We start from the raw sequence: 17,497 nt of genomic DNA on the forward strand, positions 1-17,497 counted from the left end.
GACCGGGGCCTTCATGTGGAGCGAACGACGAGGTTCGAACTCGCGACCTCAACCTTGGCAAGGTTGCGCTCTACCAACTGAGCTACGTTCGCATGCGCCGTGGCGCGACACCCACTATACCCAACCCCGCTCCCGTGCGAGACGGACCGCCGCATGACGGTTCTCCGCGCCGAGCTTCGAGACGGCCGAGGAGAGGTAGTTCCGCACGGTCCCCTGGGACAGCGCGGCCCGCTCCGCGATCTCCGCCACGGGTGCCCCGTCCGCCGCGAGTTCCAGCACCTCGGCCTCGCGCGCGGTCAGCGGGGAGTCGCCGGCGGCGATCGCGTCGGCGGCCAACTCGGGGTCGACGTAACGGTTTCCCGCGTGCACCGTGCGGATGAGCTCCGCGAGCCGCTGGGCACTGACGGTCTTGGGGACGAACCCCCGCACGCCCGCCGCGAGCGCCCGCTTCAGATGCCCGGGCCGCCCGTGACCGGTCACGATCAGCACCCGGCAGCCGGGCAGCTCCGCCCGCAGGGATGTGGCGACCTTCACACCGTCCGCGCCGGGCATCTGCAGATCCAGTACGGCGACATCGGGGGCGTGCGCCCGCGCCATCGCCAGCGCCTCGGGACCGGAGGCGGCCTCGGCGACCACGAGGAGGTCGTCCTCCAGGGAGAGCAGGGCGGCCAGCGCGCCCCGGATCAGATGCTCGTCGTCGGCGAGCAGTACGCGGACGACGTCCGTCACGACGCGACCTCCAACACGGCCTCGGCACTCAGGGGCACCTCCGCGACCAGCCGGAACGCACCCTTGCCGATGCCTCCGGCGGTCAGCGTGCCGCCCACCGCCGACAGCCGCTCCCGCAGCCCCGCCAGGCCCGAGCCGCCCACACCGCTCGGGCCGGCCGCCCCGGACGGAGCCGCCGCCCCGTCGTTCTGCACCGTCAACACCACACGTCCCTCAGGCATCCGCACCGACACGGTGCACTTCTTCGCGTCCCCGTGCCGCAGCACGTTGGTGGTCGCCTCCCGCACGACCCAGCCGAGGGCCGACTGCACTTCACTGGGCAGCCCGCCCGTCTCACCGCTCACCTCGCAGTCGATCCCGGCCGCCCTCAGCACTCCCCGCGCACCGCTGAGTTCGGCCTCCAGGTCGATCTCCCGGTAGCCGCGCACCACGTCGCGCACCTCCCGCTGGGACTCCTGGGCGATGCGCTGCACCTCGATCATCTGCTCCACCGCCTCGGGCCGCTCGCGCCGCGCGAGCTGGACGGCCAGCTCGCTCTTGAGCGCGATCACGGCGAGGTTCCTCCCCATCACGTCGTGCAGGTCCCGCCCGAACCGCAGCCGCTCCTCGGCGACCGCGAGCCGGGCCCGGGTCTCGCGCGCCTCGTCGAGCGCGAAGACGGCGTTGAGCAGCCAGACGGAGAAGACCGCGGTGAAGGCGAGGAAGCCGGAGCCGGCCAGCACGATCGCGGCCGTTCCCAGCGCGGTGGGGACGGGCGCGCCCAGCAGCAGGAGCACGAGGAACGTTCCGGCCCCGAACCCGCCGACGACGGCGAGGGCGCGCCGCCGGTCGCGCACCCCGAGCGTGATCATGCCCGCGCCGAAGCAGAGCACGCCCCCGAAGACCGAGCCCGCGGCGGTGTCGACGCCGTCACCCGGCGGCCCGTGTTCCGCGATGACGAGGGCGGCGACCGCGAGCGCCGCGGTCAGGACGCCGAGCGTCCACATCAGCCGCAGGGGCTGGGGGCACCGTCCGCGGGTCCAGTCCAGGGACCGGGAGACGATCACCATGCCCAGCGCGGCGTGCGCCGTGACCAGCAGCGCCAGGACGAGTGCGAGCCGTCCGCCCACCCGTCCGAAGGCCGGCAGGCCGATCGCGGCCATCTCGGAGAGGCAGACGGAGTGGAACGACCACCGCGTGTACGTCTCGACCTTCGCCGGTGTGCTCTTGCGCCCCCACCAGCCGCCCGGCCTGCTCATGTCCCGCTCTCTCCCGCCCTCGCGTACGTCAGTGCCTCGGCTCCCAGCGGAACCACCGCCGTACAGCAAACACCGCCAGCAGGGTCCAGGCCACCGCCGTCACGAGGGCGCCCAGCGCCTCGGCGGCCGACAGGTCGCCGGTCCAGCCGCCGCGCACCAGGGTGACGACGGGTGTCAGCGGCAGCAGTTCGCAGACGGAGGCCACCCGGTCGGGGAGCAGCTCCAGCGGGACGAACATGCCGGAGCCGAGCATCGAGACGATCATCAGCGGCATCGGGGTGACCTGCGCGCTCTCCCCGGTGCGGGTGAAAGCCGCGGTGACGGCCGCGAGCGCGGCGCACATCACGAGCCCCAACAGCAGGCCGAGGACGGCCAGATGCGGTGCGGACGGCGCGGACATGTCGAGCAGTACCGCGCAGGCCACGGTCAGTACCAGGCACTGCACAAGGCCGGTGAGGACGGACGGCAGCGCGGACCCGCCGAGGATCTCGGCGTCCCGCAGCTCGCCCGTGCGCAGTCGCTTGAGGACGAGTTCCTCACGGCGGACGACGAAGACGCCGACGAGGGCGGAGTACACGGCGAACAGCAGGGAGAAGCCGACGGCGGCGGGCAGCACGACGGCGCCGGGGGTCAGTCCCGCCTCGGCGAGGTCCATCTCCTCGGCCGCCGACCGCACGCTCAGCGGCAGCACCAGCGGCACGAACAGCGCGGCGACGAGCGTGCCCTTGCTCCGCCCCAGCAGCGTCATTTCGGCGCGGGCGAGGGAGGTCATCCGGCTCACCGGTGTGGTCGTGGTCCTGGCCGTGCTTGTGGTCGTGCTCATGCCGCGTACTCCTTCGTCGCCGTCGTCCCCGCCGACGCGTCCTTGGCGATCCCGAGGAACGCCTCCTCCAGGGATGCCGACCGCACGTCCAGCCGGCGCAGTTCCACCCCGGCGCCCCGCGCCCACACCAGCAGTCCGGTGGCCGCCCGCTGCAGTTCACGGGTGCGCAGCCGGACGGTCCGGCCGTCGACCGTGTGCTCGCTCACACCCAGTTCGGCCAGCGGCGGCAGGTCGCCCACGAAGTAGCCCTCGGGCAGTTCGAAGGTGATCCGGGACGGCTCGCTCGCGGTCACCTCGGCCGGGGTGCCGGTGGCGGCGATACGGCCCTCGTGCATGATCGCGAGCCGGTCGGCGAGGTTCTCGGCCTCCTCCAGGTAGTGCGTGGTGAGCAGCACGGTCGTACCGCCGTCGCGCAGCGCGCTCACCAGCTCCCAGGTGTCCCGGCGGCCTTCGGCGTCGAGCCCGGTGGTGGGTTCGTCGAGGAAGAGCACCTCGGGGTCGCCGAGCAGCGCGAGCGCCAGGTCCAGGCGGCGCCGCTGGCCCCCGGAGAGCTGCTTCACCCGGACGCCGGCCTTCGACTCCAGCCCGACCAGCGCCAGCACCTCCCGCTCGGGGCGGGCCCCGCTGACGCACCCCGCCCACATCCGGGCGGTCTCGGCGACGGTCAACTCGGAGGGGAAGCCGCCTTCCTGGAGCATCACGCCGGTGCGGGGCCGTACGGCGGCACGGTCGGTGTACGGGTCGTGGCCGAGCACCCGGACCCGCCCGCCGGCCGGGGCGGCGAGCCCTTCCAGCAGCTCGACGGTGGACGTCTTGCCGGCGCCGTTGGTGCCCAGCAGCGCGAAGACCTCGCCGCGCCGCACCGAGAAGTCGATCCCGCGGACCGCTTCGAACCCGCCCCCGTAGACACGTCGCAGGCCGGTGACCTCAATCACGTGTTCGTGTTCGTTCGCTTCCATGCTTCGAGCATCCCGGCGGCCGGGACGGCACGGCAGTGCGGGCTGTCATCACCGGACATGACAAATGTCAGACGGGCCTTGAGCGAGCGCACGACAAAGGCCCCGGTCGATGACCGGGGCCTTGATCTGGAGCGGACGACGAGGCTCGAACTCGCGACCTCAACCTTGGCAAGGTTGCGCTCTACCAACTGAGCTACGTCCGCATTGCCCCCGACCAGCTCTCACTGATCGGTGCGAGCACCAGCCTACCCGATGCTCCCCCAGAGGGGGGACCCCCAGCGTGATCGGTACGGCGATGCAGAGCGGGTGACAGGAATTGCACACTGCGCCTTCCCCCTGGAAGGGGGATGTTCTACTACTGAACTACACCCGCGTGTACTCCGTGAGCCGGGCCTTTCGGCCTCGCCCCTCGGCGTGCTCCAGACTCTAGCTGATCAGCAGGGGTGCTGCGCAAGTCGGCTGCCGTGAGGGGCCGGTGACCGGCCGTCGGGGCGGGGTACCGGACCGGCCCCGGCGACCGTCACACGCAGCCGGCTCACCGCGCCGCGGCGAACGCCTCGTAGACCTTCTTGGGGATCCGCCCGCGCGCGGGGACGTCCATCTTGTTCGCCTGTGCCCAGGCGCGGACCGCGGCCGGGTCCGGGGCGACCTCCGTCTGCCGGTACGCCTTGCCGGAGCGCGACCGCTTGCGGCCGGCGTCCACGTAGGGCTCGAGGGCCGCACGCAGTTTCCTGGCATTGGTTTCATTGAGGTCGATCTCGTACGACTTGCCGTCCAGTCCGAAGGCGATCGTTTCCGCCGCTTCCGAGCCGTCGATGTCGTCAAAGAGAGTGACCACGACCTTCTGCGCCACGAATATCGGTCCCTTCGTGCGGCATCTCTCGTCCGGACGTCCGTGATGACGTGCCGGTACATCGTCGAGATGTCGGCTGTTCGCCTGTAATCGGGCAAAGTATCTGCTAATGACAATTCATTTGTACAGTGCCCGGCATTGCAATGTGAAGCCCGACTAAATCTGTCCGCGTGTCCGGTGCGCAATAGAGATGTGCGGGCGAACAGGGATCTTTCCCGGAACTTTTCCCCGATGTCTCCCCGCGATGCCGAATCGTGACGGCGCTCACGTAGTTTCCTACAACTCTACTCGCGTAGAAATTTTGTGCGGGTAGTCTGAAGGGACCTGCTCAGCACCACACACCGGGAGTGCCAGTGGCACGCGTCGTAGTCGACGTCATGCTCAAGCCGGAGATCCTCGACCCCCAGGGCCAGGCGGTGCAGCGCGCACTGCCGCGACTGGGTTTCGAAGGGATCTCGGACGTCCGTCAGGGAAAGCGATTCGAACTGGAAGTTGACGGGCCGGTCGACGAGGCCGCGCTCGCCCGTATCCACGATCTTGCGGAATCCTTCCTCGCCAACACCGTGATCGAGGACTTCACCGTACGGGTCGAGGAAGTCGCGGAGGCCGCGAAGTGACCGCTCGTATTGGCGTCGTCACTTTCCCGGGCAGCCTGGACGACCGGGACACGCAGCGCGCGATCCGCGTCGCCGGTGCCGAACCCGTCGCCCTCTGGCACAAGGACAAGGACCTCAAGCAGGTCGACGCCGTGGTGCTGTGCGGCGGTTTCTCGTACGGCGACTATCTGCGCGCCGGCGCCATCGCGCGCTTCTCGCCGGTGATGGACACCGTCATCGACCAGGCCAAGGCCGGCCTCCCGGTGCTGGGCATCTGCAACGGCTTCCAGATCCTCACGGAGGCCCACCTGCTGCCCGGCGGGATGCTCGGCAACGACCACCTGCACTTCATCTGCCGCGACCAGAAGCTGCGGGTGGAGAACACGGACACCGCCTGGACCACCGACTACTCGGCCGGCCAGGAGATCCACATCCCGCTGAAGAACATGGACGGCCGCTACGTGGCCGATCAGCGGACGCTGGACGAGCTGGAGGCGGAGGGCCGCGTCGCCTTCCGCTACCTGGACGTCAACCCCAACGGCTCGCTCAACGACATCGCCGGCATCACCAACGCGGCGGGCAACGTCGTCGGCCTGATGCCGCACCCCGAGCACGCCGTCGAGCCGCTGATCGGTACGGGCCGTACCGACGGCCTGCCGTTCTTCACCTCGATCCTCAAGAAGCTGGTCAACGCATGAGCCGGACGCCTCTGGACACGGTCGAGCACGCGGCCGCGACCCCCGACGTCGAGCTGCCCTGGGCCGAGCTGGGCCTGAAGAAGGACGAGTACGAGCGGGTGGTGGAGATCCTCGGCCGCCGCCCGACCGGCGCCGAACTCGCCATGTACTCCGTCATGTGGTCCGAGCACTGCTCGTACAAGTCCTCCAAGGTCCACCTCCGCCAGTTCGGCGAGAAGGCCCCCGAGAACGACGCCCTGCTCGTCGGCATCGGCGAGAACGCCGGTGTCGTCGACGTCGGCCAGGGCTACGCGGTCACCTTCAAGGTCGAGTCGCACAACCACCCCTCCTACGTCGAGCCCTACCAGGGCGCGGCCACGGGTGTGGGCGGCATCGTCCGCGACATCATCGCCATGGGCGCCCGCCCGGTCGCCGTGGTCGACCCGCTGCGCTTCGGCGCGGCGGACCACCCGGACACCAAGCGCGTCCTCCCGGGCGTCGTCGCCGGCATCGGCGGCTACGGCAACTGCCTGGGCCTGCCCAACATCGGCGGCGAGGTCGTCTTCGACGCCTGCTACCAGGGCAACCCGCTGGTCAACGCCGGTGCCATCGGCGTGATGCGGCACGAGGACATCCACCTCGCCAAGGCGTCCGGCGCGGGCAACAAGGTCATCCTGTACGGCGCCCGGACCGGCGGCGACGGCATCGGCGGCGCGTCGATCCTCGCCTCCGAGACCTTCGACGACGCCAAGCCGTCGAAGCGCCCCGCCGTCCAGGTCGGCGACCCCTTCCAGGAGAAGCTCCTCATCGAGTGCACCCTGGAGGCGTTCAAGGAGAAGCTGGTCGTCGGCATCCAGGACCTCGGCGCGGCCGGTCTGTCCTGCGCCACGTCCGAGCTGGCCTCCAACGGCTCCGGCGGCATGCGCGTCACCCTCGACGACGTACCGCTCCGCGACTCGACGCTCTCCCCCGAGGAGATCCTGATGAGCGAGTCGCAGGAGCGCATGTGCGCGGTCGTCGAGCCCGACAAGGTCGACCGCTTCCTCGAGATCTGCGACAAGTGGGACGTCATCGCCACCGTCATCGGCGAGGTGACCGACGGCGACCGCCTGGAGATCTTCTGGCACGGCGGCAAGATCGTCGACGTCGACCCGCGCACGGTCGCCCACGAGGGCCCGACGTACGAGCGTCCGTACGCCCGCCCGTCCTGGCAGGACGAGCTCCAGGCGGACGACGCGAACAAGCTGCCCCGGCCGGGGACGTCCGACGAGCTGAAGGACCAGGTCCTGAAGCTGGTCGGCTCGCCCAACCAGGCCTCCAAGCAGTGGATCACCCAGCAGTACGACCACTTCGTGCAGGGCAACACCGTCCTCGCCCAGCCCGAGGACTCCGGCATGATCCGCATCGACGAGGCGTCCGGCCTCGGCGTCGCGATCGCCACCGACGGCAACGGCCGCTACGCCAAGCTCGACCCGTACACGGGCGCGCAGCTCGCCCTCGCGGAGGCGTACCGCAACGTCGCCACGACCGGCGCCAAGCCCCTCGCGGTCTCCGACTGCCTGAACTTCGGCTCGCCCGAGGACCCGGCCGTCATGTGGCAGTTCGCCGAGGCCGTACGCGGTCTGGCGGACGGCTGCCAGCAGCTCGGCACCCCGGTGACCGGCGGCAACGTCTCGCTCTACAACCAGACGGGCGAGGCCGCCATCCACCCGACCCCGGTGGTCGCGGTCCTCGGCGTCATCGACGACGTGGCCCGCCGCACGCCGGTCGCCTTCCAGGAGGACGGCCAGCTCCTGTACCTCCTCGGCGACACGCGTGAGGAGTTCGGCGGCTCGGCCTGGTCCCAGGTCGTCCACGACCACCTCGGCGGCCTGCCCCCGAAGGTGGACCTGGAGCGCGAGCGCCTGCTCGCCGAGATCCTGATCTCCGCCTCCCGCGACGGCATGATCGACTCCGCGCACGACCTGTCCGACGGCGGTCTGATCCAGGCGGTCGTCGAGTCGGCGCTGCTGGGGGAGAAGGGCGCGCGTCTGGTCGTACCGGACGGGCTCGACGCCTTCACCTTCCTGTTCTCCGAGTCGGCGGGGCGCGCGATCGTCGCCGTGCCGCGCTCGGAGGAGGTCCGCTTCAACGACATGTGCGGTGCGCGCGGCCTCCCGGCCACCCGCGTCGGCGTCGTCGACGGCGACACGGTGGAGCTCCAGGGCGAGTTCGCACTCCCCCTGGCCGAGCTGCGCGAGGCACACGAGGGCACGATCCCGGCCCTGCTGGCCTGATCCGCCCGCTCCTTCCGCACGCAGCCCCCGCCCGGTCCGCCGGGCGGGGGCTGCGGCGCAGCGCGGTCATCGCCGGATCGCCCCTGCTCGAGACGGCGGGGACGGAGCGCGTCGGGCAGACACTCGCCGCGTCGGCGACTCCGTCGAGCCGCACCTGTCCTTCCGGCCGAGGGACGGCCCCGCCCCGGACACCGCGCGCGGCACGGGCGTTCCCCGCCCGACGTACCCGGTCCGGCGCCGGTCGCGCCCGCATAGGCTGCCGCCATGCCACCGGCCAAGAAGCGCGCCCGTACCTACGACCCCGCCAAGACCCGCGCCGCCGTACTGGCGCAGTTCGGGAACGTACGGGCGGCCGTGCGCGCCCTCACCCCCGAGCAGCTCGCGCTGCCCACCCGGCTCGGCGACTGGACCGTACGGGAGCTGGCCGCGCACGTGACCATGGCGGTGGAGACGGTCAGCCGCAACCTCGACCGCGAGGCACCACCGAAGGCCGAGCTGGCCCTCCTCGACTGGCCCTTCGCCACCGCCGCCCGGGCGAGCGGCATCGCCGACGACACCCGCGCGCTGGCCGGCGCGAACGCCGACCTCGACGCCCTCTACGCCCGCACCGAGCAGCGCTTCACCGAGCGCCTCGCCGACGCACCGGGCACCCGTCTCCTCGCCACCCGGACCGGCGCCATCACCCTCGCCGACTACCTGGTCACCCGTACCGTCGAGCTCGTCGTCCACACCGACGACCTGAACGCCGCCGTGCCCGGCCTCGACATCCCGTACGACCGTCAGGCCCTGGCGGCCTGCACCCGGCTGCTGGCCGACGCGCTCGCCGCGAAGGCGCCCGGCGGCTCCACGGAGGTGCGGATCCCGCCGTACGCGGTCGTGCAGTGCGTGGAGGGGCCGAGGCACACGCGGGGCACCCCGCCGAACGTCGTCGAGACCGACCCGCTGACCTGGATCCGGCTGGCCGGCGGGCGGACGGCCTGGCAGGACGCGGTGGCCGGCGCGAAGGTCAGCGCGAGCGGGGAACGGGCGGACCTCGGACCGTATCTGCCGCTGCTGGGATGAGTCCGGGACGGAAGGGGAACCGCCTGCTCCCCGCTCACGTCGAATCGGCATGTACAGGCAGAAGCATCAGCAGCGCATGACCCTGACGGCCCTCGCCGTGCTCGTCGTCCCGCTCGCGGCGGCCTGTGGCAGCGAGAAGGCGGGCGCCGGCAGCGGCACCGCACAGGCGGAGGACCCGGTCACCGGCGTCCGCTGGACCATCGACAGCGTCACCGTCGACGGCACCACCCACCGCGCCCCCGACGGCGCGCACCTCACCCTCGACGACGACGGCGGTGCCGAGGGCGACTACGGCTGCAACCTGTTCAAGGGCCGGGTCACCTTCGAGGGCGACCGGATCCGGCTCGGCGACCGGGAGACCACCCTGCGGGGCTGCGACGAGCAGGCCATGGACCTCGAAAGCACCCTCGCCGCCGCCCTCGGCGACGGCGCCCTGAAGACCGACGTGAACGACGGCCGGCTCACCCTCACCACCGAGTCCGGCGACACCGTCCGCCTGAGCAAGGCGGGGGACACCCCGCTGTACGGCACCGAGTGGACCGTCACCACCCCCGCCGTCGACGGCCGCGCCCACCTCACCTTCGACAAGGAGGAGGGCACCGTCTCCGGCCGCCTCGGCTGCAACCACGTGAACGCCGACGCCACCGTGCGCGACGGCCATATCACCCTCGGCGTGCCGTCCCTGACCCGAATGATGTGCGAAGACTCACTCATGGACAGCGAGAAGGCGCTGACGAAGCTGTTCAACGGCACCGCGGACTACCGGATCGAAGGCCGGACCCTCACGCTGACCAGCGAAAACGGCACCAGTGTGCGGGCCGTCGCACAGCGTTGACCCACAATCGGGGCCGTATCCCGCATTCGGACCAGCGGCCGGCCTCGCCTACACTCGGAGACGTGCCACGTGGTGACGGACGACTCAACCACGACCTGCTCCCCGGTGAGAAGGGCCCCCAGGACGCTTGCGGCGTCTTCGGTGTCTGGGCTCCGGGTGAAGAGGTCGCCAAGCTCACGTACTTCGGGCTCTACGCCCTCCAGCATCGGGGCCAGGAATCCGCGGGTATCGCGGTCAGCAACGGCTCCCAGATCCTCGTCTTCAAGGACATGGGCCTGGTTTCCCAGGTCTTCGACGAGACCTCGCTCGGTTCGCTCCAGGGTCATATCGCGGTCGGACACGCCCGCTACTCGACCACCGGTGCCTCCGTGTGGGAGAACGCCCAGCCGACGTTCCGCGCCACCGCGCACGGATCCATCGCGCTCGGCCACAACGGCAACCTGGTCAACACGGCGCAGCTCGCCGAGATGGTCGCCGAACTCCCCAAGGAGAACGGCCGCGCGCCCAAGGTGGCGGCCACCAACGACACCGACCTGATCACCGCCCTGCTGGCCGGCCAGCGCGCCGCCGACGGCGAACCGGTGACCGTGGAGCAGGCCGCGCACGTGGTCCTCCCGAAGGTCAGGGGCGCCTTCAGCCTCGTCTTCATGGACGAGAACACCCTGTACGCGGCCCGCGACCCGCAGGGCATCCGCCCGCTGGTCCTCGGCCGCCTGGAGCGCGGCTGGGTGGTCGCCTCCGAGTCCGCCGCCCTCGACATCTGCGGCGCGAGCTTCGTGCGCGAGATCGAGCCGGGCGAGTTCGTCGCCATCGACCAGAACGGGCTGCGCACCTCCCGGTTCGCGGAAGCGAAGCCCAAGGGCTGTGTCTTCGAGTACGTGTACCTGGCCCGCCCGGACACCGACATCGCCGGCCGGAACGTGTACCTCTCGCGCGTCGAGATGGGCCGCCGCCTCGCCGCGGAGGCCCCGGCCGAGGCCGACCTGGTCATACCGACCCCGGAGTCCGGCACCCCGGCCGCCATCGGCTACGCGGAGGCGTCCGGCATCCCCTTCGGCGCGGGACTGGTCAAGAACGCGTACGTCGGACGTACGTTCATCCAGCCGTCGCAGACCATCCGGCAGCTCGGCATCCGCCTGAAGCTGAACCCGCTCAAGGAAGTCATCAAGGGCAAGCGCCTGGTCGTCGTCGACGACTCGATCGTGCGCGGCAACACCCAGCGCGCCCTGGTCCGGATGCTCCGTGAGGCGGGCGCCGCCGAGGTCCACATCCGGATCTCCTCGCCGCCCGTGAAGTGGCCCTGCTTCTTCGGCATCGACTTCGCCACCCGCGCGGAGCTCATCGCCAACGGCATGACGATCGACGAGATCGGCACCTCGCTGGGCGCCGACTCCCTGGCGTACATCTCCATCGACGGCATGATCGAGGCGACCACCATCGCCAAGCCGAACCTGTGCCGCGCCTGCTTCGACGGCGAGTACCCGATGGAGCTGCCCGACCCGGAGCTCCTCGGCAAGCAGCTGCTGGAGACAGAGCTGGCCGCCGGCACCGCCGCCCCGGCCTCGGTCGACGCGATCCGCCGCCCGTAAGCCCTGACGGACGACACGAAAGCTCTCACAGTCATGTCCCAGAACACTGGTGCCAGCTACGCAGCGGCGGGCGTCGACATCGAGGCGGGCGACCGCGCCGTCGAGCTGATGAAGGAGTGGGTGAAGAAGACGCGGCGCCCCGAGGTCCTCGGCGGCCTCGGCGGCTTCGCCGGCCTCTTCGACGCCTCCGCCCTGAAGAACTACGAGCGGCCCCTGCTCGCCTCCGCCACCGACGGTGTCGGCACCAAGGTCGACATCGCGCGGCAGCTGGGCGTCTACGACACCATCGGCCACGACCTGGTCGCCATGGTCATGGACGACATCGTGGTGTGCGGCGCCGAGCCGCTGTTCATGACCGACTACATCTGCGTCGGCAAGGTCCACCCCGAGCGTGTCGCCGCCGTCGTCAAGGGCATCGCGGAGGGCTGTGTGCTGGCCGGATGCGCCCTGGTCGGCGGCGAGACGGCCGAACACCCCGGTCTGCTGGGTCCGGACGACTTCGACGTCGCCGGGGCCGGTACGGGCGTCGTGGAGGCCGACCGGCTGCTCGGCGCGGATCGTATCCGTACGGGTGACGCGGTGATCGCCATGGCGTCCTCCGGGCTTCACTCCAACGGTTACTCCCTCGTCCGCCACGTGCTGCTGGAGCGGGCGGGACTCGCCCTGGACGGCCGGATCGACGAGCTGGGCCGCACCCTCGGCGAGGAGCTCCTGGAGCCCACCAAGATCTACTCGCTGGACTGCCTGGCGCTGATCCGCACCACCGAGGTGCACGCCTTCAGCCACGTCACCGGCGGCGGACTCGCGGCCAACCTGGCCCGCGTGATCCCCGACGGGCTGCACGCGACCGTGGACCGCTCCACCTGGACGCCCGCACCGGTGTTCGACCTGGTCGGCCGGACCGGTTCGGTCGAGCGGCTGGAGCTGGAGAAGACGCTGAACATGGGCGTCGGCATGATCGCGATCGTGCCGCAGGAGTCCGTGGACGTGGCGCTGGCGACGCTGGCCGACCGCGGGGTGGACGCCTGGGTGGCCGGTGAGATCACCGACCGCGGCGAGCACACCACGGGCGCGACCCTCGTCGGTGACTACGCGAAGTGAGCGACGGTGCGCTGCCCGCGCGGTGAACGTGCGGGCAGCACATCAGGAGCTCAGGGCTGCGGAGGCAGCACTAAACCCGGTCGGTGACCGGAGCCACCGACCGGGCTGGTGTCCAGCTGTTCAGCGCAAGGTCAAGCGCCGCGACGCTGTTGCGAGGACGGGCCGTCCTCGTCCTCGTCGTCGTCCTCATAGAGGTCGGCGTACCGTGCGTACAGGTCGTCGTCTTGCTCATCGTCCTCGAAATGCTCACCGTTCGGTGGCTGGTTCGATGGCGATGCGCCCAGCTCCTCGGCCAGGCGTGAGAGATCAGTCCCACCGCTGTTGTACTTCAGCTGGCGGGCGACCTTCGTCTGCTTGGCCTTGGCCCGGCCGCGCCCCATGGCTCGACCCCCTCAACGACGGGGCTCGACGGCCCCAGAGTCTTGACACGCGTTCATGGTCCAGAACGGTCTCTCCGCGGAGAGACCGGTCCGTAGGGCTTCCACGGTACCTGAGCCCGCGCCCATACGGTACGTCGCCCGCATGACGTGCCCGCGCCCAGGACCTTCGAGGTACCCCGTCCTCGCAGGTCAATCGCGATTTTAACCACTTATCGGCGGTCGACCCGCCGGGAGAAGTGAGAGTTCTCTCCAAGTGCCCCCCGGCGGGTACCGCTCACCTGTACGAGGGCGGCCCGAGCCGGGCCGGGCCGCCCGCGCACACCTCATCGCGCCGGGCGCGCCTCCGCCATCCGCTGCTCGGCGATCCGGTCGGCCGCGGCGGCCGGCGGAATCCCGTCCTCCTTCGCACGCGCGAATATGGCCAGCGTGGTGTCGAAGATCATGGACGCCTTCGCCTTGCACCGGTCGAAGTCGAAGCCGTGCAGCTCGTCGGCGACCTGGATGACACCGCCGGCGTTCACCACGTAGTCGGGCGCGTAGAGGATCCCGCGGTCGGCGAGGTCCTTCTCCACGCCCGGGTGGGCGAGCTGGTTGTTGGCGGCGCCGCAGACCACCTTGGCGGTCAGCACCGGCACGCTGTCGTCGTTCAGCGCCCCGCCGAGCGCGCACGGGGCGTAGATGTCCAGGCCCTCGGTGCGGATCAGCGCCTCGGTGTCGGCGACGGCCGACACGCCCTGGGGGTGCCGGTCGAGGATCCGCCGCACGGCGTCCTCGCGCACGTCGGTGATCACGACCTCGGCGCCCTCGGCGCGCAGGTGCTCCACCAGGTGGTGGCCGACCTTGCCGACGCCGGCGACACCGACCTTGCGGTCGCGCAGCGAGGGGTCGCCCCACAGGTGCTGGGCGGCGGCCCGCATGCCCTGGTAGACGCCGAAGGAGGTGAGCACGGAGGAGTCGCCCGCGCCGCCGTTCTCCGGGGAGCGGCCGGTGGTCCAGCGGCACTCGCGGGCCACGACGTCCATGTCGGCGACGTAGGTGCCGACGTCGCAGGCGGTGACGTACCGGCCGCCGAGCGAGGCGACGAACCGGCCGTAGGCCAGCAGCAGCTCCTCGCTCTTGATCTGCTCCGGGTCGCCGATGATCACGGCCTTGCCGCCGCCGTGGTCGAGCCCGGCCATGGCGTTCTTGTACGACATCCCGCGCGCGAGGTTCAGCGCGTCGGCGACGGCCTCCTCCTCGGAGGCGTACGGGTAGAAGCGCGTACCGCCGAGGGCGGGGCCCAGCGCGGTGGAGTGGATGGCGATGACGGCCTTGAGGCCGGTGGTGCGGTCCTGACAGAGCACGACTTGCTCGTGGCCCCCCTGGTCCGAACGGAACAGGGTGTGCAGGACGCCGTCAGATACGTCGGTCACTGTGGTGACTCCTGAGTAAGTAGCGGCGGGTGGGGTCGGCCCCCGTAGAGGTGGCGGGGACCGTGGCACGAGATTAGATCCTTACGCGCCCGTCGGAGGCACCGTGTCCCGGATCACCTCCGTCCGGAGTACCGCCGTGCGACGGTTTGCAGGGGTTTCCCACGCGTCCGGGCGGGGGCCCGACAGGTTTTCGCGACGGCCTTCGGGGGAGGGACCAGGCGTGCCCAAGGTGTCCTCGGTGATCGTCCCCTACGCGACCTACTTGCGCGTGTACGAACCGCTGGCCGCCTTCCCGGAGCCGGAACGCGGCCACTGGGCCCGTTACGCCCGCCGCCCCGACCGCCCCTCCTGCCAGGACGAGCTCCGCCGGTCCCTGGCCGACCTCGCGCCCACCCCGCCGGTACCGGTGCCGGTGCACGAGAGCGACGACGCGTTCGTCCTTGAGGCCGACGGCGTGGTCTGCGTCTGCCCCTGGCACACCCGGCTGCGCGGCTGGCAGGCCCTGGGCGAGCTCGCCGAGGACTTCCCGCTGCCGGTCCTGGACGCGCTCCTGCCCCCGGTCGTACGGCACCAGGCGACCCGGGACTACGAGCGCTGGCTGGCCGGCCACCCCGACGCCCGGCCGTGGATCCGCACCGCGACCTGGCAGGTGCCGATCAACTGGTTCGTGCTGTTCGCGGACGACGAGCGGGAGTACGTCAAGGGGGCCGTCGGCGAGGAGCCCGTCCTGCGCTACCGGACCCCGATGGTCCAGGCCCGTCGGCGGGTGGCGCGGGGGCTGCGGGCGCTCAGGGACGCCGTGGACGAGAGCCTGCTGATCGACGGCCTCGTGGACGTCGGGCGCTGGCTGGAGGAGTTCCATCCGCGCTCGCTGGTCGAGCTGGACTACGGCGGACTGGTGCACGCCCTGCCGGCCGGCACGCTCGAGGACGACCATTCGGCGGCGGACGTGGCCGAAGGGATCGCGGCGCTGCGGCGCGGTGACGGGGAGGGCGCCGGGGAGGCCTACGGGCGCCTCGTGGAGCGCTGGCGGTCGGTCCGCGACCTGCGTTCGGCGAACTGACGTTTGACCAAACGCCGTTCTTGGGGTTTTGTCTTCGCCCTGAGGTGTCTGAGGTTCCGTCAGTGCGGGCCCGACAACGGACGTAGAGGCCGATCCGGGCGTATGTCCCAAGCGCGTCAAGCGTGACGGACCGCACTTACGTGGCCCTTGCGCCCCTTGCCCACCCTCATGCCAAAATAGGACAAGGAGTCCGGGGAGGACTCTTCCGTCCTGCTGTGCTCAACTATGGGCGGATTCTCGGTAATGCACGCTTTAGGGGGTCCGGTGACTCCTGATCGCTGCTGTGACTGATCGTCACAGTGACGTGACTGTCCGCTATGGCATGGTCCATCGGCTTCCGCGGCTGATGAACACCTGGGAGGGCAATTCCATCGGTTTGGCCGACGTGGCTGGACAGATGGTGTAGTTGTAGTGCCGAGGACAAGCCGTTCGTCCTATAACCGACTCGACTCGCGTCCGCCATTTCGGGCAACGCGGGTCAAGGTGCAGAATTTAGAGGAAAGAACCGAGAAGGTTCGGTTCTCCCGAGGAGGCCGCTCATGACCGCTCGCACCCCTGATGCCGAGCCGCTGCTGACCCCGGCTGAGGTCGCCACCATGTTCCGCGTCGACCCGAAGACGGTCACGCGCTGGGCGAAGGCAGGCAAGCTCACGTCGATCCGCACGCTCGGCGGGCACCGCCGCTACCGCGAAGCCGAGGTCCGCGCACTGCTCGCGGGCATTCCGCAGCAGCGCAGCGAGGCCTGAACAACCGCATGAACCGGGCAGCACCGGCTGGTCCCCCACCGGCCGAGACGCCCGGGAACCCTGGCTCCAAGCGACGCGGGGACTGCCCCAACAGGCCCCTCGCCCAAGCTGATCAGAGCTTTCCAGGCAACTGAACGAGGGTGCGTCGTCGATCGCGCTGGACTCCGCCGAGTCCAGCGCGATCTTTTTTGTGCGCCCGTGAGGGGCCGGTCCGGTCCTGACGGGCCCCCGGGAGCGCTCTGTGCGCGGGCTTGTCGGACTCTGGGGACGGGTGGGGGATCACCTGTGTGCCGGCCGACGCGGACCTCTCCGAGTAGTGCAATTGCACATATTAAATTGACCTGTTGTAGGAGAGGTGTAAGTACTGCACTTCTTGAAACTCATACGGTGACACCCGTCACATACCGGTTGGCTTGTTGAGCCTGTGGCATATGCGCTAAAGAGAACGGACGTTGGGGCCGGGTTGTTCCCCGGCCGGCCGGGAGGCGTCCGGGGCGTCCATCGCCAGCCGCAGGAGGTGGTGGCAGATCGGGCAGTGCCGGGTGAGGTGCCGGTACGACGACGCGGCCGCCAGATGCGCACGGAGCAGCGCCCGTGTCTCGTGCCTGGCCGATGCAGCCATCAGTCTCCTAGCGGGGTGCCACCGGCTTTGGCTGGTGGGGGAATTGCTTCCCTGTCCTGTGGTCTTTTCCTTTCGTCCCGTAAGGGACCGGTTCGGGCTGGACCGCAACCCTCGGGGTTGGAAGCCCCCCTCCTTCAGGTGGGGGAGCGGAGTCACACGCCACCTCCGAGGGGTTGCACCGGGCGGTGCTCTGCTTCCTGGAGTACCGAGGGGCAGCAGGCCCGTCAAGACGGCGGAGGGGCGCACAGGGGCACGCAGCGCCCCGAACCACACAAGAGGGCCCGGGTCCGAAGACCCGGGCCCTCTTGGTCACTGGGGCCCTGACGGGATGTGCTGTGTCCGATCGCGGCTCCGCCGCGGGGCGCGGCCTCGGTTGGGGGTGCTCATGCGGAAGGCCCGCGTCCCTTGCGGGATGCGGGCCTTCCGGTTTGTTGCGGTCCTGACGGGATTTGAACCCGCGGCCTCCACCTTGACAGGGTGGCGAGCACTCCAAACTGCTCCACAGGACCAGGTTTCGCAGCGCCATTCCTGCGTTG

The 17,497-nt window shown here is 70.5% G+C and carries 17 protein-coding genes and 4 tRNA genes; 9 read left to right on the forward strand and 12 right to left on the reverse strand.

The window, feature by feature from the left end:
• Window positions 1-16: 16 nt before the first annotated feature.
• The 8 genes from AMK33_RS15865 to AMK33_RS15900 form a co-directional block, all read right to left on the reverse strand.
• Window positions 17-92 (reverse strand) — tRNA-Gly (locus tag AMK33_RS15865).
• Between the two features lie 22 nt (window positions 93-114).
• Window positions 115-729, reverse strand: coding sequence for a response regulator transcription factor (locus tag AMK33_RS15870; RefSeq protein ID WP_030872152.1), 615 nt, complete (start codon window positions 727-729; stop codon window positions 115-117).
• Entirely contained in the window at window positions 726-1,967 is a 1,242-nt protein-coding gene (locus tag AMK33_RS15875) for a sensor histidine kinase (RefSeq protein WP_073933438.1), read from the reverse strand. The genes AMK33_RS15870 and AMK33_RS15875 overlap by 4 nt, the downstream gene beginning before the upstream one ends.
• 28 nt (window positions 1,968-1,995) lie before the next feature.
• Entirely contained in the window at window positions 1,996-2,790 is a 795-nt protein-coding gene (locus AMK33_RS15880; RefSeq protein ID WP_073933439.1) for an ABC transporter permease, read from the reverse strand.
• Window positions 2,787-3,749: an ABC transporter ATP-binding protein gene (locus AMK33_RS15885; protein ID WP_073933440.1), complete on the reverse strand. Its 963-nt coding sequence runs from the start codon at window positions 3,747-3,749 to the stop codon at window positions 2,787-2,789. The genes AMK33_RS15880 and AMK33_RS15885 overlap by 4 nt, the downstream gene beginning before the upstream one ends.
• A gap of 127 nt (window positions 3,750-3,876) precedes the next feature.
• Window positions 3,877-3,952, reverse strand: a tRNA-Gly gene (locus AMK33_RS15890).
• Window positions 3,953-4,050: 98 nt separating this feature from the next.
• Window positions 4,051-4,122 (reverse strand) — tRNA-Gly (locus tag AMK33_RS15895).
• 162 nt (window positions 4,123-4,284) lie between these two features.
• A complete protein-coding gene (locus AMK33_RS15900) occupies window positions 4,285-4,602 on the reverse strand; it encodes a histone-like nucleoid-structuring protein Lsr2 (protein ID WP_073933441.1) in 318 nt (105 codons plus the stop codon).
• A gap of 353 nt (window positions 4,603-4,955) precedes the next feature.
• On the opposite strand from AMK33_RS15900, the gene purS reads away from it, so the two are divergent.
• The 7 genes from purS (at window position 4,956) to purM (ending at window position 12,738) form a co-directional block, all read left to right on the forward strand.
• On the forward strand, window positions 4,956-5,219 hold the full coding sequence (gene purS / locus AMK33_RS15905; protein ID WP_006133353.1) for a phosphoribosylformylglycinamidine synthase subunit PurS: 264 nt from the start codon (window positions 4,956-4,958) through the stop codon (window positions 5,217-5,219).
• Window positions 5,216-5,896, forward strand: a complete 681-nt coding sequence (gene purQ / locus AMK33_RS15910) for a phosphoribosylformylglycinamidine synthase subunit PurQ (RefSeq protein WP_073933442.1) — start codon at window positions 5,216-5,218, stop codon at window positions 5,894-5,896. Before purS ends, purQ begins: the two co-directional genes overlap by 4 nt.
• Window positions 5,893-8,151, forward strand: coding sequence for a phosphoribosylformylglycinamidine synthase subunit PurL (purL, locus tag AMK33_RS15915; RefSeq protein ID WP_073933443.1), 2,259 nt, complete (start codon window positions 5,893-5,895; stop codon window positions 8,149-8,151). Before purQ ends, purL begins: the two co-directional genes overlap by 4 nt.
• A gap of 264 nt (window positions 8,152-8,415) precedes the next feature.
• Window positions 8,416-9,213, forward strand: coding sequence for a maleylpyruvate isomerase family mycothiol-dependent enzyme (locus AMK33_RS15920; protein WP_073933444.1), 798 nt, complete (start codon window positions 8,416-8,418; stop codon window positions 9,211-9,213).
• 49 nt (window positions 9,214-9,262) lie between these two features.
• Complete coding sequence (locus AMK33_RS15925) at window positions 9,263-10,048, forward strand: META domain-containing protein (protein ID WP_073933445.1); 786 nt, start codon at window positions 9,263-9,265, stop codon at window positions 10,046-10,048.
• Window positions 10,049-10,110: 62 nt separating this feature from the next.
• Complete coding sequence (purF, locus tag AMK33_RS15930) at window positions 10,111-11,637, forward strand: amidophosphoribosyltransferase (protein ID WP_073933446.1); 1,527 nt, start codon at window positions 10,111-10,113, stop codon at window positions 11,635-11,637.
• Between the two features lie 33 nt (window positions 11,638-11,670).
• Complete coding sequence (gene purM, locus AMK33_RS15935) at window positions 11,671-12,738, forward strand: phosphoribosylformylglycinamidine cyclo-ligase (protein ID WP_073933447.1); 1,068 nt, start codon at window positions 11,671-11,673, stop codon at window positions 12,736-12,738.
• A 131-nt stretch (window positions 12,739-12,869) separates the two neighbouring features.
• On the opposite strand, the gene AMK33_RS15940 is transcribed toward purM, so the two are convergent.
• Together AMK33_RS15940 and AMK33_RS15945 are read right to left on the reverse strand one after the other, a co-directional pair.
• Window positions 12,870-13,118 carry a DUF3073 domain-containing protein gene (locus AMK33_RS15940; RefSeq protein WP_073933448.1) on the reverse strand — a complete coding sequence of 83 codons (249 nt, stop codon included), beginning with the start codon at window positions 13,116-13,118 and terminating at the stop codon, window positions 12,870-12,872.
• Window positions 13,119-13,441: 323 nt separating this feature from the next.
• Window positions 13,442-14,530, reverse strand: coding sequence for a Leu/Phe/Val dehydrogenase (locus tag AMK33_RS15945; protein WP_073933449.1), 1,089 nt, complete (start codon window positions 14,528-14,530; stop codon window positions 13,442-13,444).
• A gap of 220 nt (window positions 14,531-14,750) precedes the next feature.
• Here AMK33_RS15945 and AMK33_RS15950 point away from each other — a divergent pair, with 220 nt between their 5' ends.
• Both AMK33_RS15950 and bldC read left to right on the forward strand, forming a co-directional pair.
• On the forward strand, window positions 14,751-15,593 hold the full coding sequence (locus tag AMK33_RS15950) for a hypothetical protein (RefSeq protein WP_073933450.1): 843 nt from the start codon (window positions 14,751-14,753) through the stop codon (window positions 15,591-15,593).
• Between the two features lie 539 nt (window positions 15,594-16,132).
• Window positions 16,133-16,339, forward strand: a complete 207-nt coding sequence (bldC, locus tag AMK33_RS15955; RefSeq protein ID WP_003949541.1) for a developmental transcriptional regulator BldC — start codon at window positions 16,133-16,135, stop codon at window positions 16,337-16,339.
• Window positions 16,340-16,775: 436 nt separating this feature from the next.
• Here bldC and AMK33_RS15960 read toward each other — a convergent pair whose 3' ends face one another.
• Both AMK33_RS15960 and AMK33_RS15965 read right to left on the reverse strand, forming a co-directional pair.
• On the reverse strand, window positions 16,776-16,961 hold the full coding sequence (locus AMK33_RS15960; RefSeq protein WP_073933451.1) for a DUF6274 family protein: 186 nt from the start codon (window positions 16,959-16,961) through the stop codon (window positions 16,776-16,778).
• Window positions 16,962-17,395: 434 nt separating this feature from the next.
• A tRNA-Asp gene (locus AMK33_RS15965) sits at window positions 17,396-17,470 on the reverse strand.
• Window positions 17,471-17,497 lie beyond the last annotated feature (27 nt).

The sequence above is a fragment of the Streptomyces sp. CB02400 genome (assembly GCF_001905725.1).
GTDB classification, from domain to species: Bacteria; Actinomycetota; Actinomycetes; order Streptomycetales; family Streptomycetaceae; genus Streptomyces; species Streptomyces atrovirens.